This is a genomic window from Primorskyibacter sp. S187A, assembly GCF_049800955.1.
Classification (GTDB): domain Bacteria; phylum Pseudomonadota; class Alphaproteobacteria; order Rhodobacterales; family Rhodobacteraceae; genus JAKVBH01.
Genome location: NZ_JBNAGA010000001.1, coordinates 479,719 through 495,523, shown reverse-complemented (window position 1 = coordinate 495,523; position 15,805 = coordinate 479,719). Strand labels below are relative to the sequence as shown.

Genomic DNA, 15,805 nt, shown 5'->3' with positions numbered 1-15,805 from the left:
GGAATCGATGCGCTATTTCAAGGACCTCAAGACCGGCGATTATATCATTCTCGCGCTCGCCGCAGGGTTTCTGGGCGCCGTGTGGTATCAGCTCGCCTTTGAGATCAACTATGATTGGGATTGGAGCGGCATTCCCTCCTTCTTCGTCTACCATGATCCCGAGACGGGGTATCAGCAAAACGTCCTTCTGATCGGGTTCTTCAATCTGATCCGCATCGCGGTCTATTCGGCCATCCTGTCGATCATCCTCGGCATGGGGCTGGCTCTGATGCGGGTCTCAGAGCGGCGCTGGATGAACTGGACGGCGCGGCTCATTGTGGAATTCGTCCGCAACATCCCGCCGCTCGTCTTTCTGTTCATCTTCTACTTTTTCGTCTCCGACATGATCTTCCCTGTGCTGGGCATCCGCAGCTTCGCGCAATGGCTGGGCCAGTCGGACAGTGCGGTGGTGGGATTTTTCTTTGGCGACAGGATCTTTATCGAAAACCTGATTGCGGGCGTCATCTGTCTGTCGCTTTTTGAGGCGGCCTATGTCTCGGAAATCTTCCGGGCGGGTATCGAGTCCGTGGGCCGCGATCAGCGCGAGGGCGCGCGCTCGGTCGGCGTGACCCGGTTCCAGGAAATGCGCTACATCGTTCTGCCGCAGGCCTTGCAGAAAACCGTCCCGCCGCTGGTTGGGCAGTTGATCACCCTGATCAAGGACACGTCCATCATGTCGGTCATCTCCATTCAGGAATTCACTTTCGCAGGCAGTGAGATGGTCGTCTCCAGCGGGCGAATCTTCGAGGTCTGGATCACCGTTGCCATCGTCTACTTTATCATCTGCTACGCGCTCTCTGCCTATTCGCGCCGGCTTGAGATCACACAACAGGGTCGAAAAACATGAAAGACACACGTTTGAGCCCGCCCCTGATCGCCCTGACAGACGTCAATAAATGGTACGATGATTTCCACGTGCTGAAGGACATCAACCTGACGGTGCAACAGGGCGAAAAGATCGTAATCTGCGGGCCGTCAGGGTCTGGCAAATCGACGCTCATTCGCTGCGTGAATGCGCTGGAGGCCTATCAGGGCGGTGACATCCACGTGGGCGGCGCGCGCGTCGATGCCGATGACAAGCACGTCCACAAGCTGCGCCAGCGCGTGGGCATGGTCTTTCAGCAATTCAATCTCTTCGCCCATATGAGTGTTCTGGACAACCTGTGTTTTGGCCCGCTCAAGGCGCTCAAACTTTCCAAGCCCGAGGCAGAAGAGCGCGCGCGGCATTTCCTCGCCAAAGTCCGCATCCCTGAGCAGGCGGACAAGTATCCAAGCCAGCTTTCGGGCGGGCAACAACAGCGCGTGGCCATTGCGCGAGCACTTTGCATGAACCCCGATGTGATGCTCTTTGATGAGCCGACCTCGGCGCTGGATCCGGAGATGATCAACGAAGTGCTCGACACGATGATCGATCTGGCGCGGGACGGGATGACCATGCTGGTCGTGACCCATGAGATGGGCTTTGCCAAATCCGTGGCCGATCAGGTTGTTTTCATGGATCACGGATCCATCGTCGAACAAGCCACGCCGGAGCGGTTCTTCAGCAACCCCGAGCACGCCCGCACGCAAGACTTCCTGACCAAGATCATTCAGCACTAGCCCATGGTCACACCGCGCGACATTTCCCTCGACATTGACCTGACAGCGCCGGGGCGCCACGCGGGCTCTTACCACGTGGCCCATTCAAGCGACGCGCATCCTTTCGGGTTTCGCGGGCCCATTGGCGTTTTGAACGGAGCGCCCGGCCCGACGCTGACACTCATCGGCGGCGTGCACGGGGATGAATACCAAGGGCCCACGGTCATTTCGCGCCTGTTTCATGAACTGAACCCCGGGCAGCTGACGGGCCGCATCATCGCCCTGCCCGCCCTCAACACGCCCGCTTTTGATGCCGCGGCGCGATGCTCGCCACTGGACGGCGGCAATATGAACCGCGCCTTCGACACGCCCCGCCAGGCCCTGCCGACCCAGGCCATCGCAGGCTGGCTTGAGGAGGTTATTCTGCCGCAAAGCGATGCGGTGATTGATTTTCATGCAGGCGGCAAGGCCTCCCTCTTCGCGCCTGTCGCGATGATCAACGTGGGCCCTGATGAAGCGGAGGTCAACCGGGCCTTGGCCCGGGCCTTTGGCCTGCCGCTCATTTGGCAGATGGGGGCGATGAACAGCTCCACCTCCGTCAATGCCGCCGCCTCCCGCGCGGGCGTTGCGATGATGGCTTGCGAACTGGGCGGCGCAGGCGGGACGGACCGGCGGACAAATCAACTGGCCCACAAAGGCACCCATGGAGTGCTGCGCCACCTCGGCATGTTGTCAGGCGACACAGACGCCCCCTCGGCCTCGGCCAATTTTGCCACCCTGCCCGGCCCGGACCATATCCTCACAGCGCCCAAAACGGGCCTCTTTGAACCCCGCATGGAGCCTGAAGACCATGTCAATGTGGGCGATATCGTCGGTGTCCTGCATGACCTCGCGGATCTGTCGCAGCCCCCCATGCCGATCGCCTCCGCAGTAAAGGGTATCCTTGTCATGCGGGTCTGGCGTGGTCAGGTGGGCTTTGCAGAGCGCGTGGCGATGGTCCTCAAAACATCATAAGTCAAGCTAATACATATCATAATATCAAACTAATATGCGGCCCTGCCTTGACGTGGTATCGATTTGACCTAGCGGGTCGTTGTGCCCGCAAGGGGACCACATATGATGCTTGATGCGAGCTTTGCGCGCAGCGCGCGAAACCTTTTTGAAAACTGCGCCGAATGTCGGCCGGGTGACCGCGTTTTGTTGGTCTACGAGACGGAGCAAGACGGGTATTACGATCCCCAGCTGTCGGCCGATCTGTTCACCTATGCCGCTCAAGCAGGCTACCGCGTCGAGAACCATGGCGTCCCCCTGAGCTGCGATGTCCGCGATCCGGACGCAGTCCTGCGCGCCAAGATGGCCCGCGCGGATTGCACGATCTTTCTCGCCCGCCTAGGCGATCAAATCCGCTACAGAACTCAGGACGCCAGCAAGACCCAGATCATCTGCTACGCGCTTGATCGCGCAATGTTCGCCTCCCCGTTCGGACAGGTGTCCTACGGCGCGTTTGACAGGTTGCGCGGGCTCATCAACGCCGCCATGGCCCGCGCCGCACGCATCGAGATCACCTGCCCGCTGGGCACTCATATGATCGGCACCCGCCCGCGCTTTCCCAGTGAGGGCGCAGACACAACGCGCAAGCGCTTTCCCGTCTCGATTGCTGCACCTGTCCCCGCACAAGGCTTTTCGGGCCGCATCGTGCAGTCAGGTTTTCTGACGGGCACCGGCTCGCATTACTACACGCCTTATGCCTGCGGTTTTGACACGCCGGTCACGATCACTTTCGAGGGCAATCGGATCACAGGATTTGACGGCGCCGCGCGGGATGTGGAGGCCGCCAGGGCCCATTACCGCCGTGTCTCCGAGTCCTACGGGATCGATGGCAACCACGTGCATTCCTGGCACGCCGGAATTCACCCTGGCCTGCGCTACGGGGCGTTTGCGGGCGCCAGTACGGAACGTTGGAGCGGCGGGGCCTTTGGCAACCCGCGCATCCTGCATATCCACACCTGCGGGGATTACCCGCCTGGCGAGATCTCACTGAATGTGATTGATCCAACAATTACGCTGGACGGCATCCCCGTCTGGGATAGCGGCCGTCTTTATCCTGAGCGCCTTGCCGGCGGGGCCGCCCTTCTGGACAGCGCCCCGGATATGGCGGCGATCTTCGCCAATCCGGCCCGGGACATTGGCCTCGCGCACGACGGTCGGTTGCGCCTGCATGGGCCTGCGCCGGCGTCCCCTACGCCTCGCTGCGAAGCCACTCTAGAAACTGCGTGACCGTGCTTTGATGCAAACTCTCGGGACGGCACAACAGCCAATAGCCCAGAGGCGCATCCACCATGCAGCCAAAAGGCTGCACCAGCTTGCCCGAAGCGAGCGCATCCTGCACCAGCGGCGCGCGCCCCATGGCCCAGCCATGGCCGTCAATCGCAGCCTGGATGACAAGATTGGCCTGACCAAAGGTGCGCGTCGTGTGAAATCGGGGCAGGTTGACGCCCGCGCCTTGCGCCCAGATCTCCCAGTTTGTCCGCGTCGAGCCATCGTCCAACCGGTCCAACAGGATCACCTCCTGCGCCAGATCCGCCACGGCGCTCACGCGGGCAGCCAGATCGGGGGCGCAAACCGGCGCCATGCGCTCGGCCATCAGATGCTCGACATGCAGGTCCTGCGGGCCGCCGGTGCCATAGTGGATCACGATATCTGCCTCCCCCCGATGCACATTACGCGATTGCGGATCAGTCGAGAGGTTCACCACGTCATCGGGATGTTGCTCGGCAAAACGCAGCAGACGCGGCAGAAGCCACAGGAAGGCAAAACCCGGCGGAGAGGCCACAAGGATGCTCGAGGGGGCCGTGGCATTCTGGCGGCGCAGATCATCGCAGAGCTGCGACAACGCCTCGAAGTTTTCACGCACGGCCTGACCCAACAGAACGCCAGCCTCCGTGGGCGCAACGCTCCGGCCCCGGCGCGTCAGGAGCGGCAGCCCAAGCCAGTCCTCCAGCTGCTTCACATGCTGGCTGACCGCGCTTTGTGTGACATTCAACTCTTCCGCCGCGCGGCTGAAGCCCCGCAAGCGCACCACGGCCTCAAGCGTTCGCAAGGCACCGAAGGGAAGAGTTCTGAGCATCACCATGATCCTTGGCCATTGCGCGCCGACCCCGATCGCTCCGCGATTTTTTGGCCGCGCCGCACTGGTAGAAGCGCGCCCGCTCACTAGGATAGGAACAAGACCTCATTTGCAAGAAAAGGGTGCACCGGATGTATCTGAGAAATTGCTGGTACGTTGCAGGCTGGAGCAAGGATTATACCAACACGCTCAAGCCCCAGACACTTTTGGGCGAAAACATCGTGTTCTACCGCAAATCCGACGGCACCGCTGTCGCGCTGGAGGACGCGTGCCCACATCGCAAATTGCCGCTCTCCATGGGGCAGATCGAGAAAGACCATGTCGTGTGCGGCTACCACGGGCTGACCTTTGACGGCTCAGGCCGCTGCATCGACAGCCCCACGCAGCGCGGCATGACGCCCCGGCGCGCAGTGGTGAAATCCTATCCGGTGGTTGATCGCTATCGCCTGCTCTGGATCTGGATGGGCGATCCCGCGCGCGCCAATCCCGATGAGATCTATGAGATCGAGAATTTCGACAATCCCGCATGGGGCTACACCGATGGCGGCATGTTGCCGATTGCGTGCAACTACCTCTGGGTGGCCGACAATCTTCTCGATCCCAGCCATGTGGCCTGGGTGCATGTGTCGTCCTTTGGCGGCTCGGGCACCGATGATCAGCCGCTTGAGATGGCGAAGACCGATGCAGGCGTGATTGTGTCCCGCTGGATTTATGGCCAGCCACCCTCGCCCTATTACGCGTCACTGGTGCGGTTTGAGGGCCTGTGCGACCGGTTGCAGCATTATGAGATGTCCGTCCCGGCCATTGCGCTCAACAAATCGGTTTATACGCCTGCGGGCACGGGCGGGCCGGGCAAACCGGCCGTTGAGAAGACCTACGTCAATATTTCGTACAACTTCATGACGCCCATCGACGAAAACAATACGCAATATATCTGGTTCCAGCACCGCAACACCGATCCGCAGGATCAGGCCATATCAGAACAGATGAACGCGGGCGCACTCATGGCATTCAACGAAGACAAAGTGGTTCTGGAGGCGGTGCACAAAGGCATGGCGGCAAAGGCCACGCCCAATATCGATCTTGGGCTTGATCTGGGCGCGAAGACCTTCCGGCGCACATTGCAGATGATGATCGATGCGGAGGTTCATGAGAACCAAGCCGCAGCGCCGTCCTGACCCTGCGCCGGGACGCGCGTCAGATCTTAGCGGCGCGCAGCCGCTCCAACCTCTCAAAGAGGGCGCGCGCCGTGCCTGAGGCAACGAGCGCTTTCTCCTCCAGGGTGAGGTCGGCGGGCTCCAACGCATGGGTCACGGGATCATCCTTGAAGATGGGGTAGTCCGACCCCAGCATGATCCGGTCCGCGCCCAGAAGCTTTACGGCCGCTTCAAGGGCGCGCGGGCCCAGCGAGGCACAATCATACCAAAGCCGCCGCAGCCGCTCGGTCGGGAAAGGCGCATCGGGATTGCGGTGCCGCGCGATGCTTTCCAGCCGCTCGAAGATGAACGGCAAGGTCCCGCCAAGGTTGACGATCTGAAAGCTCACATCGGGGTAGAGCTCCAACATGTCCGACAGGATCACCGTCAGCGCGACCTGCGAGGCGCTGGATTGCAGATCCACTGCCGAGAGCCGGTATTGCACATAATCGGCGGGACGTGGCGGCGGCTCAGCGCCCACCTTGAGACCGGGATGCAGCATGATATGGCAGCCGTATTCCTGCGCGGCCTCCAGAAGCGGGCGCATCTCTTCGAGGTCTTCCAGGGTGTTGAAATAATCCGACGGCAGGATCACCCCCGGCAAGCCCAGATCGCGTCGGATGCGGCGCAGCTCGGCGCAGGCCAGGGCCATGTTGGCCAGTGGCACGCCCGCCAGCCCGATCAACGCGCCGTCTGTCTGCGCGTGCAATTGGGCCAGATGATCGTTGAAGGCCGATATGTCGGCCGCGATCTCGTCCGCAGGCAACAGATCAACCCCCAGCGCGCCGGGAAAGGTCAACAGGCGATGGGTCAGGCGCCCCGCCCGCATCTCCGCCAAGCCGACCTCGGGATCAAAGTAGGCCTCCGTGAAGGGAAAGGCGCCGTTCATCGCCACCATCTGCCGCCCGCCGCCGGGCGCGGGCTCCAGAAAAGGCCGGGCCTTGCGCGCCTCCAACGCCTCCACAATGCCACCACCGTAGTAATGCGCATGCATGTCGATGAATTCGGTGATCTGATCCATGTCTGCCCCCGCCTCTGCTCCTGCGCGCCTCAATCAGACGTATATCTCGCCCGGGCGGGGCCACGATACGCTTCTGTCAGCTCTGCGGGCACCTCCGAGCCATCCACGAGAAACGGCAGAACACCCTTGCGCGCGGACTTGCCCCGCGCCGCGATGATCTCCGCCTCCGATTTCGTAACCCGCTGGCTCATGCGACGGCCCCAGGAGGCGAGACAGCCGTAGAGCCGTTCGATCTCTGCGCCATGCGCGTCCCCTTTGGCCAGATCGTGAAACTCATCGGGATCAGCCTCAAGATCAAAGAGCATCGGCCGCAAGCCGCCTTCTGCATGCATGAGCTTGTAGCGCCCATCATAGACCATGAAGAGCCTGCAATCGCGCGGCGCAAGCCCAAGCTTGGCGCCCTGCGGTGTGGCGGAATAATCGTATTCGCTGATTACAAAATCGCGCCAGTCCGGCACCTCGCCGCGCAGCCACGGCAGCAGCGAGCGCCCCTCAATTATGTGATCCGGCACAGCGCCGCCTGCGACCTCCACAAAAGTCGCCGCAAGATCGATGCTTTCCACAAGCGCATCACAAGTCGTCCCGCGCGTGGCATCCGCCTCGGAGCGCGGATCATAGATGATCATGGGCACCTTGACCGATTGGGCATGGAAGAGATCCTTCTCGCCCAACCAATGATCGCCCAGATAATCCCCGTGATCGGAGGTCAGCACAATCATGGTCTGCGCCATCTGGCCGCTTTGCTCCAGGTAATCGAGCAACACGCCCAGCTGATCGTCGCATTGCTTGATCAGCCCCATATACGCCGGGATCACCTTCTCGCGCACCTCGTCACGTCCGAAAGCGGCGGCGATCTTGTTCTCCATATAGGCCCCGTAAACCGGATGGGGATCCTCCCGTTCGACAGCATGGCGCTTGGCGGGTGGCACGTGTTGGGGGCCAAACATGTCGTGATAGGGCGCGGGCACGATATAGGGCCAATGGGGTTTGATGTAGCTCAGATGGGCGCACCACGGGCCCTCGGCCTGCTCCATGAACGCAATGGCCTCACGGGTCAGCCAGGGTGTCTCGCTGTCTTCCTCGCGAATATTGGCGGGCTTGTCGGCATTCTTGAACATCCAGCCCGAGGCAATGTTGTCGTCCCCATCGACACCGGCATTGGCAAAAGCCGCCCATGGATTGTCGGAGGGATAGCCTTTGTCCTTGAGGTATTCGTTGTAAGGCGAGCGGCGCGCGTCATAAAAACCGTCTGGTCCTTGCGCCCAAAGTCCATCGTCGCGGATCCAGGCATCAAAGCCGCACTCAACCTGACGCGCGCCGATGACCGTATCCGCGCTGAGGCCCAGCCGCGCCATGCCTTCTGAATCCGCCGCCATATGCGTCTTGCCGATGAGCCAGCAGCCCATGCCGTTGTGGCGCAGGTGATCGCCCAGCGTCATCTCCCCCACGCGCAGGGGAAAGCCGTTCCAATGGGCGCCATGGCTCGATGCGTAGCGGCCTGTGTAAAAACACATCCGCGAGCCGCCGCAGATGGGCGATTGCACATAGCTCTCGGTAAACCGCACACCCATGGCCGCGACCTTGTCGAAATTGGGCGTGTGCAGGTGGGGATGGCCCGCGCAGGACAGATAGTCAAAGCGCAGCTGGTCATACATGACAAAGAGGATGTTGATGCCCACCTCGGCCTCCCGTTTTCACAGCGTCGCGCCGTGCGTCGAATCTCGTTCAAGCGTGGCCGATCTGGCGAGGCAATGCCATGGCTTTGTCCAGAACCCTGCCTCCAGGTTTGTGCCCCGTGCCACGCAAGAAGCCTCTGTTCACCCGGGCCTTGTCCCGCCAATATGCGCGCACCACGAATTGCGGGACCAACAGGCATGGGCATGCGCTTTTTCTCTACCAAGGATCGGGGGATCCATCTGGGCCCTTATCCGCTGGAGCGGCTGAAACGGCGCACAACGATGCCTGATCTGGCGCAGGTGCCGCCGATGGTGCCGCTCGATTTCGCGGATATCAAAACGCCTCATTCGCTCGTCAATGCCATGGGCGAATATCAGGCGATGATGGATGCGATCCGCGACGGTCTCGTCAACCCCACCCCCTCCAGCGCACCCAAAGATGCCACAGAACGCGCCCGGCATATGAAGGCCTTTGGCTATTTTCAGGACAGCGCGATGATTGGTATCTGCGCGCTGCCCGCCACGGCCCATCTGGAGACCCCCATCCGCAACGCGGGCATTGACCGGTTGGCCCATGACATCCGCACCAAGCAGACCAAAACACTGGCCTCGGGTATTGACGAGATCATGGCCAGCCTGCGCGAGTCCATTGAAGCCCCTTTGGGGCCGATAGATCATCATAGCCACGCCATCGTTTTGCTTGTCGAGCATCATCGCCCCCCGGGCGAGAGCGAGGCGGGGACAGAATGGATCATGGACATTCAGGATCACCGCGCCGCATTGCGGGCCACGGAAACCGCCGTGGTGCTGGCCGAATACCTGCATCTTCTGGGCTTCAGCGCGCGCGCCCATTCTGCCAGCGCCTCCGATGTGGATCTGGGCAAACTGGCCGTTGCCGCCGGGGTGGCCTGCGTGGATCAGGGCCGTCTGCTTGCGCCTTTCGTCCATGAGCGGTTCAGCCTCGCCGTCGTGACGACCAATATGGACATGGCCTGCGACACGCCTTTGGCCGACTGGGCCACCCAGCCCAACGATCTGGCCTGGTGGATCGGCAAAGGCAGCCAGAAAAGCGCGTTCAATCGCGATCCCTATCGCAAGCGTCGCTACATGGACGGGGCCCATGCTTTCGAGACGCTCAAACGCGTGGACACACCCACGACTTATATCGACGAGGCCCGGGTGGCCCGCGTGCCCAAACGGGCCGACATGTTCGCGCGGGCGCAATTTGGCGATCTGGGCAAGAAACAGCAACGCGCCGCATCGGGGGGCTGGTATGCCCGCAAAAGCGCCCATGCCTTTGCTCAACGCCGCATGCTGGGCGCCTTTGTCTTGTTGCAGGATGGCGAGAGCGCCACGGGGTTTGAGCGCCCCTCAGACCCTGAGCGCAATGCCGCCAATGTGAAAGCTGCCAGCTATTTTCTGGGCGTTGATGCGGTTGGGATTTCGCGCTGCCCGGACTGGGCGTGGTACAGCCATGATGCGACTGGCGCGCCCATCGATCCGCCCCATGACAATGCCATTTCGATGATCATCGATCAGGGCTACGAAACGATGGAGGGCGCGTCCGGGGATGATTGGATCGGCGTGGCCCAAAGCATGCGCGCCTATCTGCGCTTCTCGCTTCTGGGCGGAATCATAGCCAAACACATCCGCAATCTGGGCTATAAGGCCAAGGCCCATTCGGTCATGGATGGCGAGGTCTTGCAGCCGCCGCTCCTGCTGCTCTCGGGGCTGGGCGAGGTCAGCCGGATTGGGGAGGTCATCCTCAACCCGCTTTTAGGCCCGCGGCTCAAATCCGGCGCAGTCACAACCGACATGCCGCTGGCCCATGACAAGCCCATCGACTTTGGCCTGCAATCCTTTTGCGAGAGCTGCAACAAATGCGCGCGCGAATGCCCCGCAGGCGCGATCACGGCGGGCCCCAAACGCATGTTCAATGGCTACGAGATCTGGAAATCGGACAGCCAGAAATGCACGACCTACCGCATCACAACCGAAGGCGGTGCGATGTGCGGGCGCTGCATGAAGACCTGTCCTTGGAACCTCGAGGGCATCTTCAAGGAAAAACCCTTCCGCTGGGCCGCAATGCATGTGCCGCAGGCCGCGCCGTGGCTGGCCAAGCTTGACGATCGGCTGGGCAACGGCGGCGTGAATGACGCCAAGAAATGGTGGTGGGATCTCGAACTGAAGGACGACGGCGGCTACAAAGAGCCCGCAGCGCCCGTCAACAGGCGGGACATCCAGCCCGATTTGCAGGTTCGGCACGAAGACCAGACCCTCGCGGTTTATCCCGCCAACCTGACGCCCTGGCCCTGGCCCTATCCCTTCCCGATGGATCGCGAGGCCGGGATCCGGGCCTACCGCGAGATGATCTCCGCGGCAGAGTACCGCGCGCGTCTGGCCCGGGGCGAGACCCGCGGGCTGGCCCATGAAACGCCGGACTTCAAGGACGCCCCTGTCCTCATGGCGCGTGTCAGCAAGGTTGAACCCATGACCGCGGACATCACCAAATTCGAATTTGAAGCGTGGGACGGCAGCCCCCTGCCTCCCTGGACCGCAGGCGGGCATCTTGACGTCGTCGTGACGCCTGAGTTTCTGCGGCAATATTCGATGTCCGGGGACCCCGCCGACAGAAGCACCTATCAGATCGGGGTTTTGCGCGAGGATGACGGGCGCGGCGGCTCGCGCATGATGCACCGTATCTTCAATGAAGGCCGCCGGGTGTTCCTGTCCAAACCGATCAACCATTTCGAACTGGTGGAAGAGGCCTCCAAGAGCTTCCTGATGGGGGGCGGGATTGGCATTACACCCATGATCGCCTTCGCCCACAGGCTGCACAGCCTCGGCAAACCCTTTGAGCTGCATTACTCCGCAAGCCGCCGCGACAGCGCCGCCTATCTCGATGATCTGGCCGCCGCGCCCTGGGCAGATCATGTGACCTATCATATCTCTGATGAAGGCACGCGCGCTGATCTTGATGGCATCTTACAAGGCTACCAACCCGGCTGGCATGTCTATACCTGCGGGCCGGAACGCTTCATGAGCGCGGTGATGGATGCCGCCGGACGACAGGGCTTTCCCGAGGACGCGCGGCATCTGGAGTATTTCTCCGTGCCTGAGCAGCCCGATTTCGTGAACCATCCCTTCAGTGTTGAGCTTGCGAAGTCGGGCAAGGTCCTCAACGTTGGGGCGGATGAGGAGCTCAGCGATGTTCTTCTGGCCAATGGCGTGCATGTCGATGTCAAATGCGCCGACGGGATTTGCGGTGTATGCAAATGCGGGGTCATCGCGGGCGAGGTGGAACATCGCGATTTCGTCTTGTCGCAGGCCCAACGCGAGACACAGTTGATCACTTGCCAATCCCGCGCCGCGGCCAGGGATGGCCGGTTGGTGCTTGATCTATGAGCGGGGGAGGAAAGGGTTGAAAACGCAAGTCGCCATCATCGGAGGCGGGCCGTCCGGCCTGCTCCTGTCGCAGCTTTTGCACAAAAGCGGGATCGACAGCGTCGTGCTGGAACGCCAGACGAAGGATTACGTGCTGGGCCGCATCCGCGCGGGCGTTCTGGAGCAGGGGCTGGTCGGGCTGATGGAGGCTGCGGGCTGCGCGGACCGTCTGCACGCGGAGGGATACGCCCATGACGGCACATTAATCTCCTACGGCGACGAAATGTTTCGCATTGATTTCAAAGCCCATACCGGCACGCCGGTGATAGTTTATGGCCAGACGGAGGTGACCCGCGATCTCTATGACGCGCGCGACGCGGCGGGCGGGATCATTCACCATGAGGTGTCCGATGTCCGTATCGAGGGGGCCAGGACGAACAGCCCGGTCATACACTACCAGATGGAAGGCGCTGAGCAGGCGCTACGCTGCGATTTCATCGCGGGATGCGACGGGTTTCACGGGGTCAGCCGCAAGACAATCCCCGAGGATGTGCGGCGCGAATACGAGAAGGTCTATCCCTTTGGCTGGCTTGGCATTCTGAGCGAGACGCCGCCCGTCAATCACGAGTTGATCTACGCCAATTCGCCGCGCGGCTTTGCCCTGTGCTCGATGCGCAATGCCAATCTTTCGCGTTACTATATCCAATGCCGCCTCGATGATCGCCCGGAGGATTGGAGCGACGCGGCCTTTTGGGAAGAGCTGCAACGCAGGCTGCCCGCAGAGATTGCCGCAGCCCTTGTCACCGGGCCCTCCATCGAGAAATCCATCGCGCCGCTGCGCTCTTTCGTGACGGAGCCCATGCAATGGGGGCGGCTGTTTTTGTGCGGCGATGCGGCCCACATCGTCCCGCCCACGGGCGCCAAGGGCCTCAATACCGCAGCCTCCGATGTGCACTACCTCTGGCAAGCGCTCACGCAATTCTACCAGACAGGATCAGACACAGGGCTGGATGCGTATTCGAGCAAGGCCTTGGCGCGGGTCTGGAAGGCGGAGCGGTTTTCGTGGTGGTTCTCCACCATGATGCACCGCTTCCCCGATCAAACCGCATTTGACCTCAAGATGCAGATCGCGGATCTTGATTTTCTGCGCTCCAACACGGCGGCGCAAAGGGCGATGGCGGAAAACTACGTGGGGCTTCCATATTGATGACAGACAAACACGCCAAAGGCATGCAGGTCCGCCGTGCGGTTTTGGGTGAGGCCCATGTGGCGCAGGCCGAAGCCGCGCGCACGGCTTTCGATACGCCCTTCCAGAACCTGATCACCGAGAGCGCCTGGGGCACGCTTTGGGCCGATGAGACGATCTCGCACCGAGACCGCTCGCTGCTGACCCTCGCCCTGCTCGCAGCCACTGGCAGTGTCTCCGAAATCCCCATGCACATCCGCGCCACGCAAAGCACCGGGGCCCGCCCCGAGGAGGTTATGCAGGCCCTGATGCATGTGGCGGTCTATGCGGGTGTGCCCAAGGCCAATCATGCCATCAAACTGGCGAAAGAGACCTACCGCGAGATGGGAGTAGAGCTGTGAGCGACGTGCCCAAACCCGGCGGCTATATCCCGCGCGACAGGAGCTGGCAGCCCGATGCCCTGACGCCCCCCTACAAGACCTCCATCAAGCGCAGCCCACAGGCTGCCCTGCTCTCCTTTCCCTCCACACTCAGCGAAGAGACCGCGCCGGTCTTCGGACACGACCTGATCGGCCCGCTCGACAATGACCTGACGCTGAATTTCGCGGCCCGGGATCAAACCGCTATTGGCCCGCGCATCATCGTGCATGGGCGTGTGTGTGACGAGACGGGTCGGGCTGTTCCGGGCGCGCTGATCGAGATCTGGCAGGCCAACGCGGGCGGGCGCTATCGCCACAAGAACGAAAGCTACCTCGCGCCGCTCGATCCAAATTTCGGCGGCTGCGGGCGCACGATAACCGATGCTGAGGGGCGCTACGCGTTCCGCACGATCCAGCCCGGACCCTACCCCTGGCCCAATGGCATGAATGACTGGCGCCCGGCGCATATTCACTTCTCGCTCTTTGGCCACGGCTTTGCCCAGCGACTGATCACGCAGATGTATTTCGAAGGCGACCCTTTGATCGCGCGCTGCCCCATCGTCGGCGCGCTGGGGAGCCAGGAGGCGATTGAAGCGCTGACTGCACCGCTCGACATGAACCATACGCTACCCATGGATGCGCTGGCCTATAAGTTCGACATTGTGCTGCGCGGACGGCGGCAAAGCTATTTCGAAAACCGCCCGGAGGGTCTCTAGCCATGGTGCAAAAGCTTGATGATCTGCGCGAAACGCCCTCGCAAACCGCAGGGCCCTACGTCCATATCGGCTGCACGCCTGATGTCGCAGGTCTCGGGATCTATGGCAGCGATCTGGGTGCCACGATGAAACGCGGCCCCGTTCAGGGGGAGGAAATCACGATCAACGGCACGATCTTTGACGGCATGGGCGCACCGCTGCGCGATGCGATGATCGAGATCTGGCAAGCCGATCACGCAGGCCTCTTTGCCTCCGCCAATGAGACGCGCGGGCAGGCCGACCCGAACTTTACGGGATGGGGCCGCTGCGCCAGCGATCTTGAGACCGGCGCTTTCCGCTTCGAGACGGTCAAGCCCGGGCGCGTGCCCTTTCCAGACGGGCGTCTGCAAGCCCCGCATATCACGGCGTGGATCGTGGCGCGCGGGATCAATATTGGTCTGCACACGCGCCTCTATTTCGCAGATGAGCCCGAGGCCAATGCCACCGACCCCTTGCTGGCGCGGATCGAGCATCGCTCCCGCGTGGCCACGTTGCTGGCCCAGCCTGAGGGCCCCGGGGCTTACCGGTTTGACATTCACCTGCAAGGTCCCTCCGAGACCGTTTTCTTTGATATCTGAGGCCCCATGACCCAACCCTGTATCATCTGCGTCGCCATCACAGGCTCGGTGCCCCGCAAGGCGGACAACCCGGCGGTGCCCATCACGGTCACAGAGCAGATCGAGAGCACCCATGCCGCCTTTGAGGCAGGTGCCACCATCGCCCATTGTCATGTGCGCAATGATGATGAAACGCCGACCTCCGACCCTGACCGCTTTGCCGCGCTCAAGGAGGGGATTGAGGCCCATTGCCCCGGCATGATCATCCAGCTGTCCACTGGCGGGCGCTCCGGCGCAGGTGCGGAGCGCGGCGGCATGCTGCCCCTGCGCCCTGACATGGCCTCGCTCGCCGTGGGCTCCAACAATTTCCCAACCCGCGTCTATGAGAACCCGCCCGATCTGGTCGATTGGCTGGCCCGCGAGATGATCACCTATGATGTCAAACCCGAGATTGAGGCTTTCGATCTCAGCCATATCTTCCGCGCGCGTGAAATGGCGGATGCAGGCCAGCTCGTTGGCACGCCCTATGTGCAGTTTGTCATGGGCGTCAAAAACGCGATGCCCGTGGACCGGCAGGTGTTTGATTTCTATGTCGAGACCACCCGGCGGCTCTTTGGCGCGGATGCGCCCTGGTGCGCTGCCGGGATCGGGCGCAATCAGATTGTCCTGAACGAATGGGCCATCTCCGCCGGAGGGCATGCCCGCACCGGCCTTGAAGACAACGTCCGGCTGGATCGTGAAACGCTGGCGCCGTCCAACGCCGCCCTTGTTGGGCGCGCGGTCGACCTCTGCGCACGTCATGAGCGCCCCGTGGCCAGCTGCGCTCAGGCGCGGGACATTCTGGGGCTGGCGCCAGCGGCCTAGGAT

The 15,805-nt window shown here is 61.9% G+C and carries 14 protein-coding genes; 11 read left to right on the top strand and 3 right to left on the bottom strand.

What is annotated here, in order from left to right; translation table 11 throughout:
- The first annotated feature begins 7 nt into the window (after positions 1-7).
- From ACP15S_RS02530 to ACP15S_RS02515, 4 genes are all read left to right on the top strand, one after another.
- Positions 8-886, top strand: coding sequence for an amino acid ABC transporter permease (locus ACP15S_RS02530; RefSeq protein WP_425038004.1), 879 nt, complete (start codon positions 8-10; stop codon positions 884-886).
- Positions 883-1,638: an amino acid ABC transporter ATP-binding protein gene (locus ACP15S_RS02525; protein ID WP_425038003.1), complete on the top strand. Its 756-nt coding sequence runs from the start codon at positions 883-885 to the stop codon at positions 1,636-1,638. Before ACP15S_RS02530 ends, ACP15S_RS02525 begins: the two co-directional genes overlap by 4 nt.
- 3 nt (positions 1,639-1,641) lie before the next feature.
- Positions 1,642-2,631, top strand: coding sequence for a hypothetical protein (locus ACP15S_RS02520; protein WP_425038002.1), 990 nt, complete (start codon positions 1,642-1,644; stop codon positions 2,629-2,631).
- Positions 2,632-2,733: 102 nt separating this feature from the next.
- Positions 2,734-3,894 carry a hypothetical protein gene (locus ACP15S_RS02515; RefSeq protein ID WP_425038001.1) on the top strand — a complete coding sequence of 387 codons (1,161 nt, stop codon included), beginning with the start codon at positions 2,734-2,736 and terminating at the stop codon, positions 3,892-3,894.
- Here ACP15S_RS02515 and ACP15S_RS02510 read toward each other — a convergent pair.
- Entirely contained in the window at positions 3,857-4,744 is an 888-nt protein-coding gene (locus tag ACP15S_RS02510) for a LysR substrate-binding domain-containing protein (protein ID WP_425038000.1), read from the bottom strand. The genes ACP15S_RS02515 and ACP15S_RS02510 overlap by 38 nt on opposite strands.
- A gap of 131 nt (positions 4,745-4,875) precedes the next feature.
- Here ACP15S_RS02510 and ACP15S_RS02505 point away from each other — a divergent pair, with 131 nt between their 5' ends.
- Positions 4,876-5,922: a Rieske 2Fe-2S domain-containing protein gene (locus ACP15S_RS02505; protein ID WP_425037999.1), complete on the top strand. Its 1,047-nt coding sequence runs from the start codon at positions 4,876-4,878 to the stop codon at positions 5,920-5,922.
- 19 nt (positions 5,923-5,941) lie between these two features.
- Here the strand turns inward: ACP15S_RS02505 and ACP15S_RS02500 are convergent, their stop codons facing one another.
- Positions 5,942-6,961, bottom strand: coding sequence for an amidohydrolase family protein (locus ACP15S_RS02500; protein ID WP_425037998.1), 1,020 nt, complete (start codon positions 6,959-6,961; stop codon positions 5,942-5,944).
- Positions 6,962-6,990: 29 nt separating this feature from the next.
- The gene (locus ACP15S_RS02495) at positions 6,991-8,634 is read right to left on the bottom strand and encodes a sulfatase-like hydrolase/transferase (RefSeq protein ID WP_425039638.1); all 1,644 of its coding nucleotides are present in this window, start codon (positions 8,632-8,634) and stop codon (positions 6,991-6,993) included.
- 201 nt (positions 8,635-8,835) lie between these two features.
- On the opposite strand from ACP15S_RS02495, the gene ACP15S_RS02490 reads away from it, so the two are divergent.
- From ACP15S_RS02490 to ACP15S_RS02465, 6 genes are read left to right on the top strand one after another with little or no spacing between them, the layout of a single operon-like run.
- On the top strand, positions 8,836-12,042 hold the full coding sequence (locus tag ACP15S_RS02490; protein ID WP_425037997.1) for a reductive dehalogenase: 3,207 nt from the start codon (positions 8,836-8,838) through the stop codon (positions 12,040-12,042).
- Positions 12,043-12,058: 16 nt separating this feature from the next.
- Positions 12,059-13,228 (top strand): 4-hydroxybenzoate 3-monooxygenase, encoded by a 1,170-nt coding sequence (gene pobA, locus ACP15S_RS02485; protein ID WP_425037996.1) that lies wholly within the window; start codon positions 12,059-12,061, stop codon positions 13,226-13,228.
- Entirely contained in the window at positions 13,228-13,608 is a 381-nt protein-coding gene (pcaC, locus tag ACP15S_RS02480) for a 4-carboxymuconolactone decarboxylase (RefSeq protein ID WP_425037995.1), read from the top strand. Before pobA ends, pcaC begins: the two co-directional genes overlap by 1 nt.
- The gene (gene pcaH, locus ACP15S_RS02475; protein ID WP_425037994.1) at positions 13,605-14,342 is read left to right on the top strand and encodes a protocatechuate 3,4-dioxygenase subunit beta; all 738 of its coding nucleotides are present in this window, start codon (positions 13,605-13,607) and stop codon (positions 14,340-14,342) included. Before pcaC ends, pcaH begins: the two co-directional genes overlap by 4 nt.
- Positions 14,343-14,344: 2 nt before the next feature.
- Positions 14,345-14,959 (top strand): protocatechuate 3,4-dioxygenase subunit alpha, encoded by a 615-nt coding sequence (pcaG, locus tag ACP15S_RS02470; RefSeq protein WP_425037993.1) that lies wholly within the window; start codon positions 14,345-14,347, stop codon positions 14,957-14,959.
- A gap of 6 nt (positions 14,960-14,965) precedes the next feature.
- A complete protein-coding gene (locus tag ACP15S_RS02465; protein ID WP_425037992.1) occupies positions 14,966-15,802 on the top strand; it encodes a 3-keto-5-aminohexanoate cleavage protein in 837 nt (278 codons plus the stop codon).
- Positions 15,803-15,805: the final 3 nt, after the last annotated feature.

What these genes read in the sequence shown, in the direction of transcription:
- ACP15S_RS02530 (WP_425038004.1), top strand. Translation starts at nt 8, where the DNA reads ATGCGCTATTTCAAGGACCTCAAGACCGGCGATTATATCATTCTCGCG.
- ACP15S_RS02525 (WP_425038003.1), top strand. Translation starts at nt 883, where the DNA reads ATGAAAGACACACGTTTGAGCCCGCCCCTGATCGCCCTGACAGACGTC.
- ACP15S_RS02520 (WP_425038002.1), top strand. Translation starts at nt 1,642, where the DNA reads ATGGTCACACCGCGCGACATTTCCCTCGACATTGACCTGACAGCGCCG.
- ACP15S_RS02515 (WP_425038001.1), top strand. Translation starts at nt 2,734, where the DNA reads ATGATGCTTGATGCGAGCTTTGCGCGCAGCGCGCGAAACCTTTTTGAA.
- ACP15S_RS02510 (WP_425038000.1), bottom strand. Translation starts at nt 4,744, where the DNA reads ATGCTCAGAACTCTTCCCTTCGGTGCCTTGCGAACGCTTGAGGCCGTG.
- ACP15S_RS02505 (WP_425037999.1), top strand. Translation starts at nt 4,876, where the DNA reads ATGTATCTGAGAAATTGCTGGTACGTTGCAGGCTGGAGCAAGGATTAT.
- ACP15S_RS02500 (WP_425037998.1), bottom strand. Translation starts at nt 6,961, where the DNA reads ATGGATCAGATCACCGAATTCATCGACATGCATGCGCATTACTACGGT.
- ACP15S_RS02490 (WP_425037997.1), top strand. Translation starts at nt 8,836, where the DNA reads ATGGGCATGCGCTTTTTCTCTACCAAGGATCGGGGGATCCATCTGGGC.
- pcaC (WP_425037995.1), top strand. Translation starts at nt 13,228, where the DNA reads ATGACAGACAAACACGCCAAAGGCATGCAGGTCCGCCGTGCGGTTTTG.
- pcaG (WP_425037993.1), top strand. Translation starts at nt 14,345, where the DNA reads ATGGTGCAAAAGCTTGATGATCTGCGCGAAACGCCCTCGCAAACCGCA.
- ACP15S_RS02465 (WP_425037992.1), top strand. Translation starts at nt 14,966, where the DNA reads ATGACCCAACCCTGTATCATCTGCGTCGCCATCACAGGCTCGGTGCCC.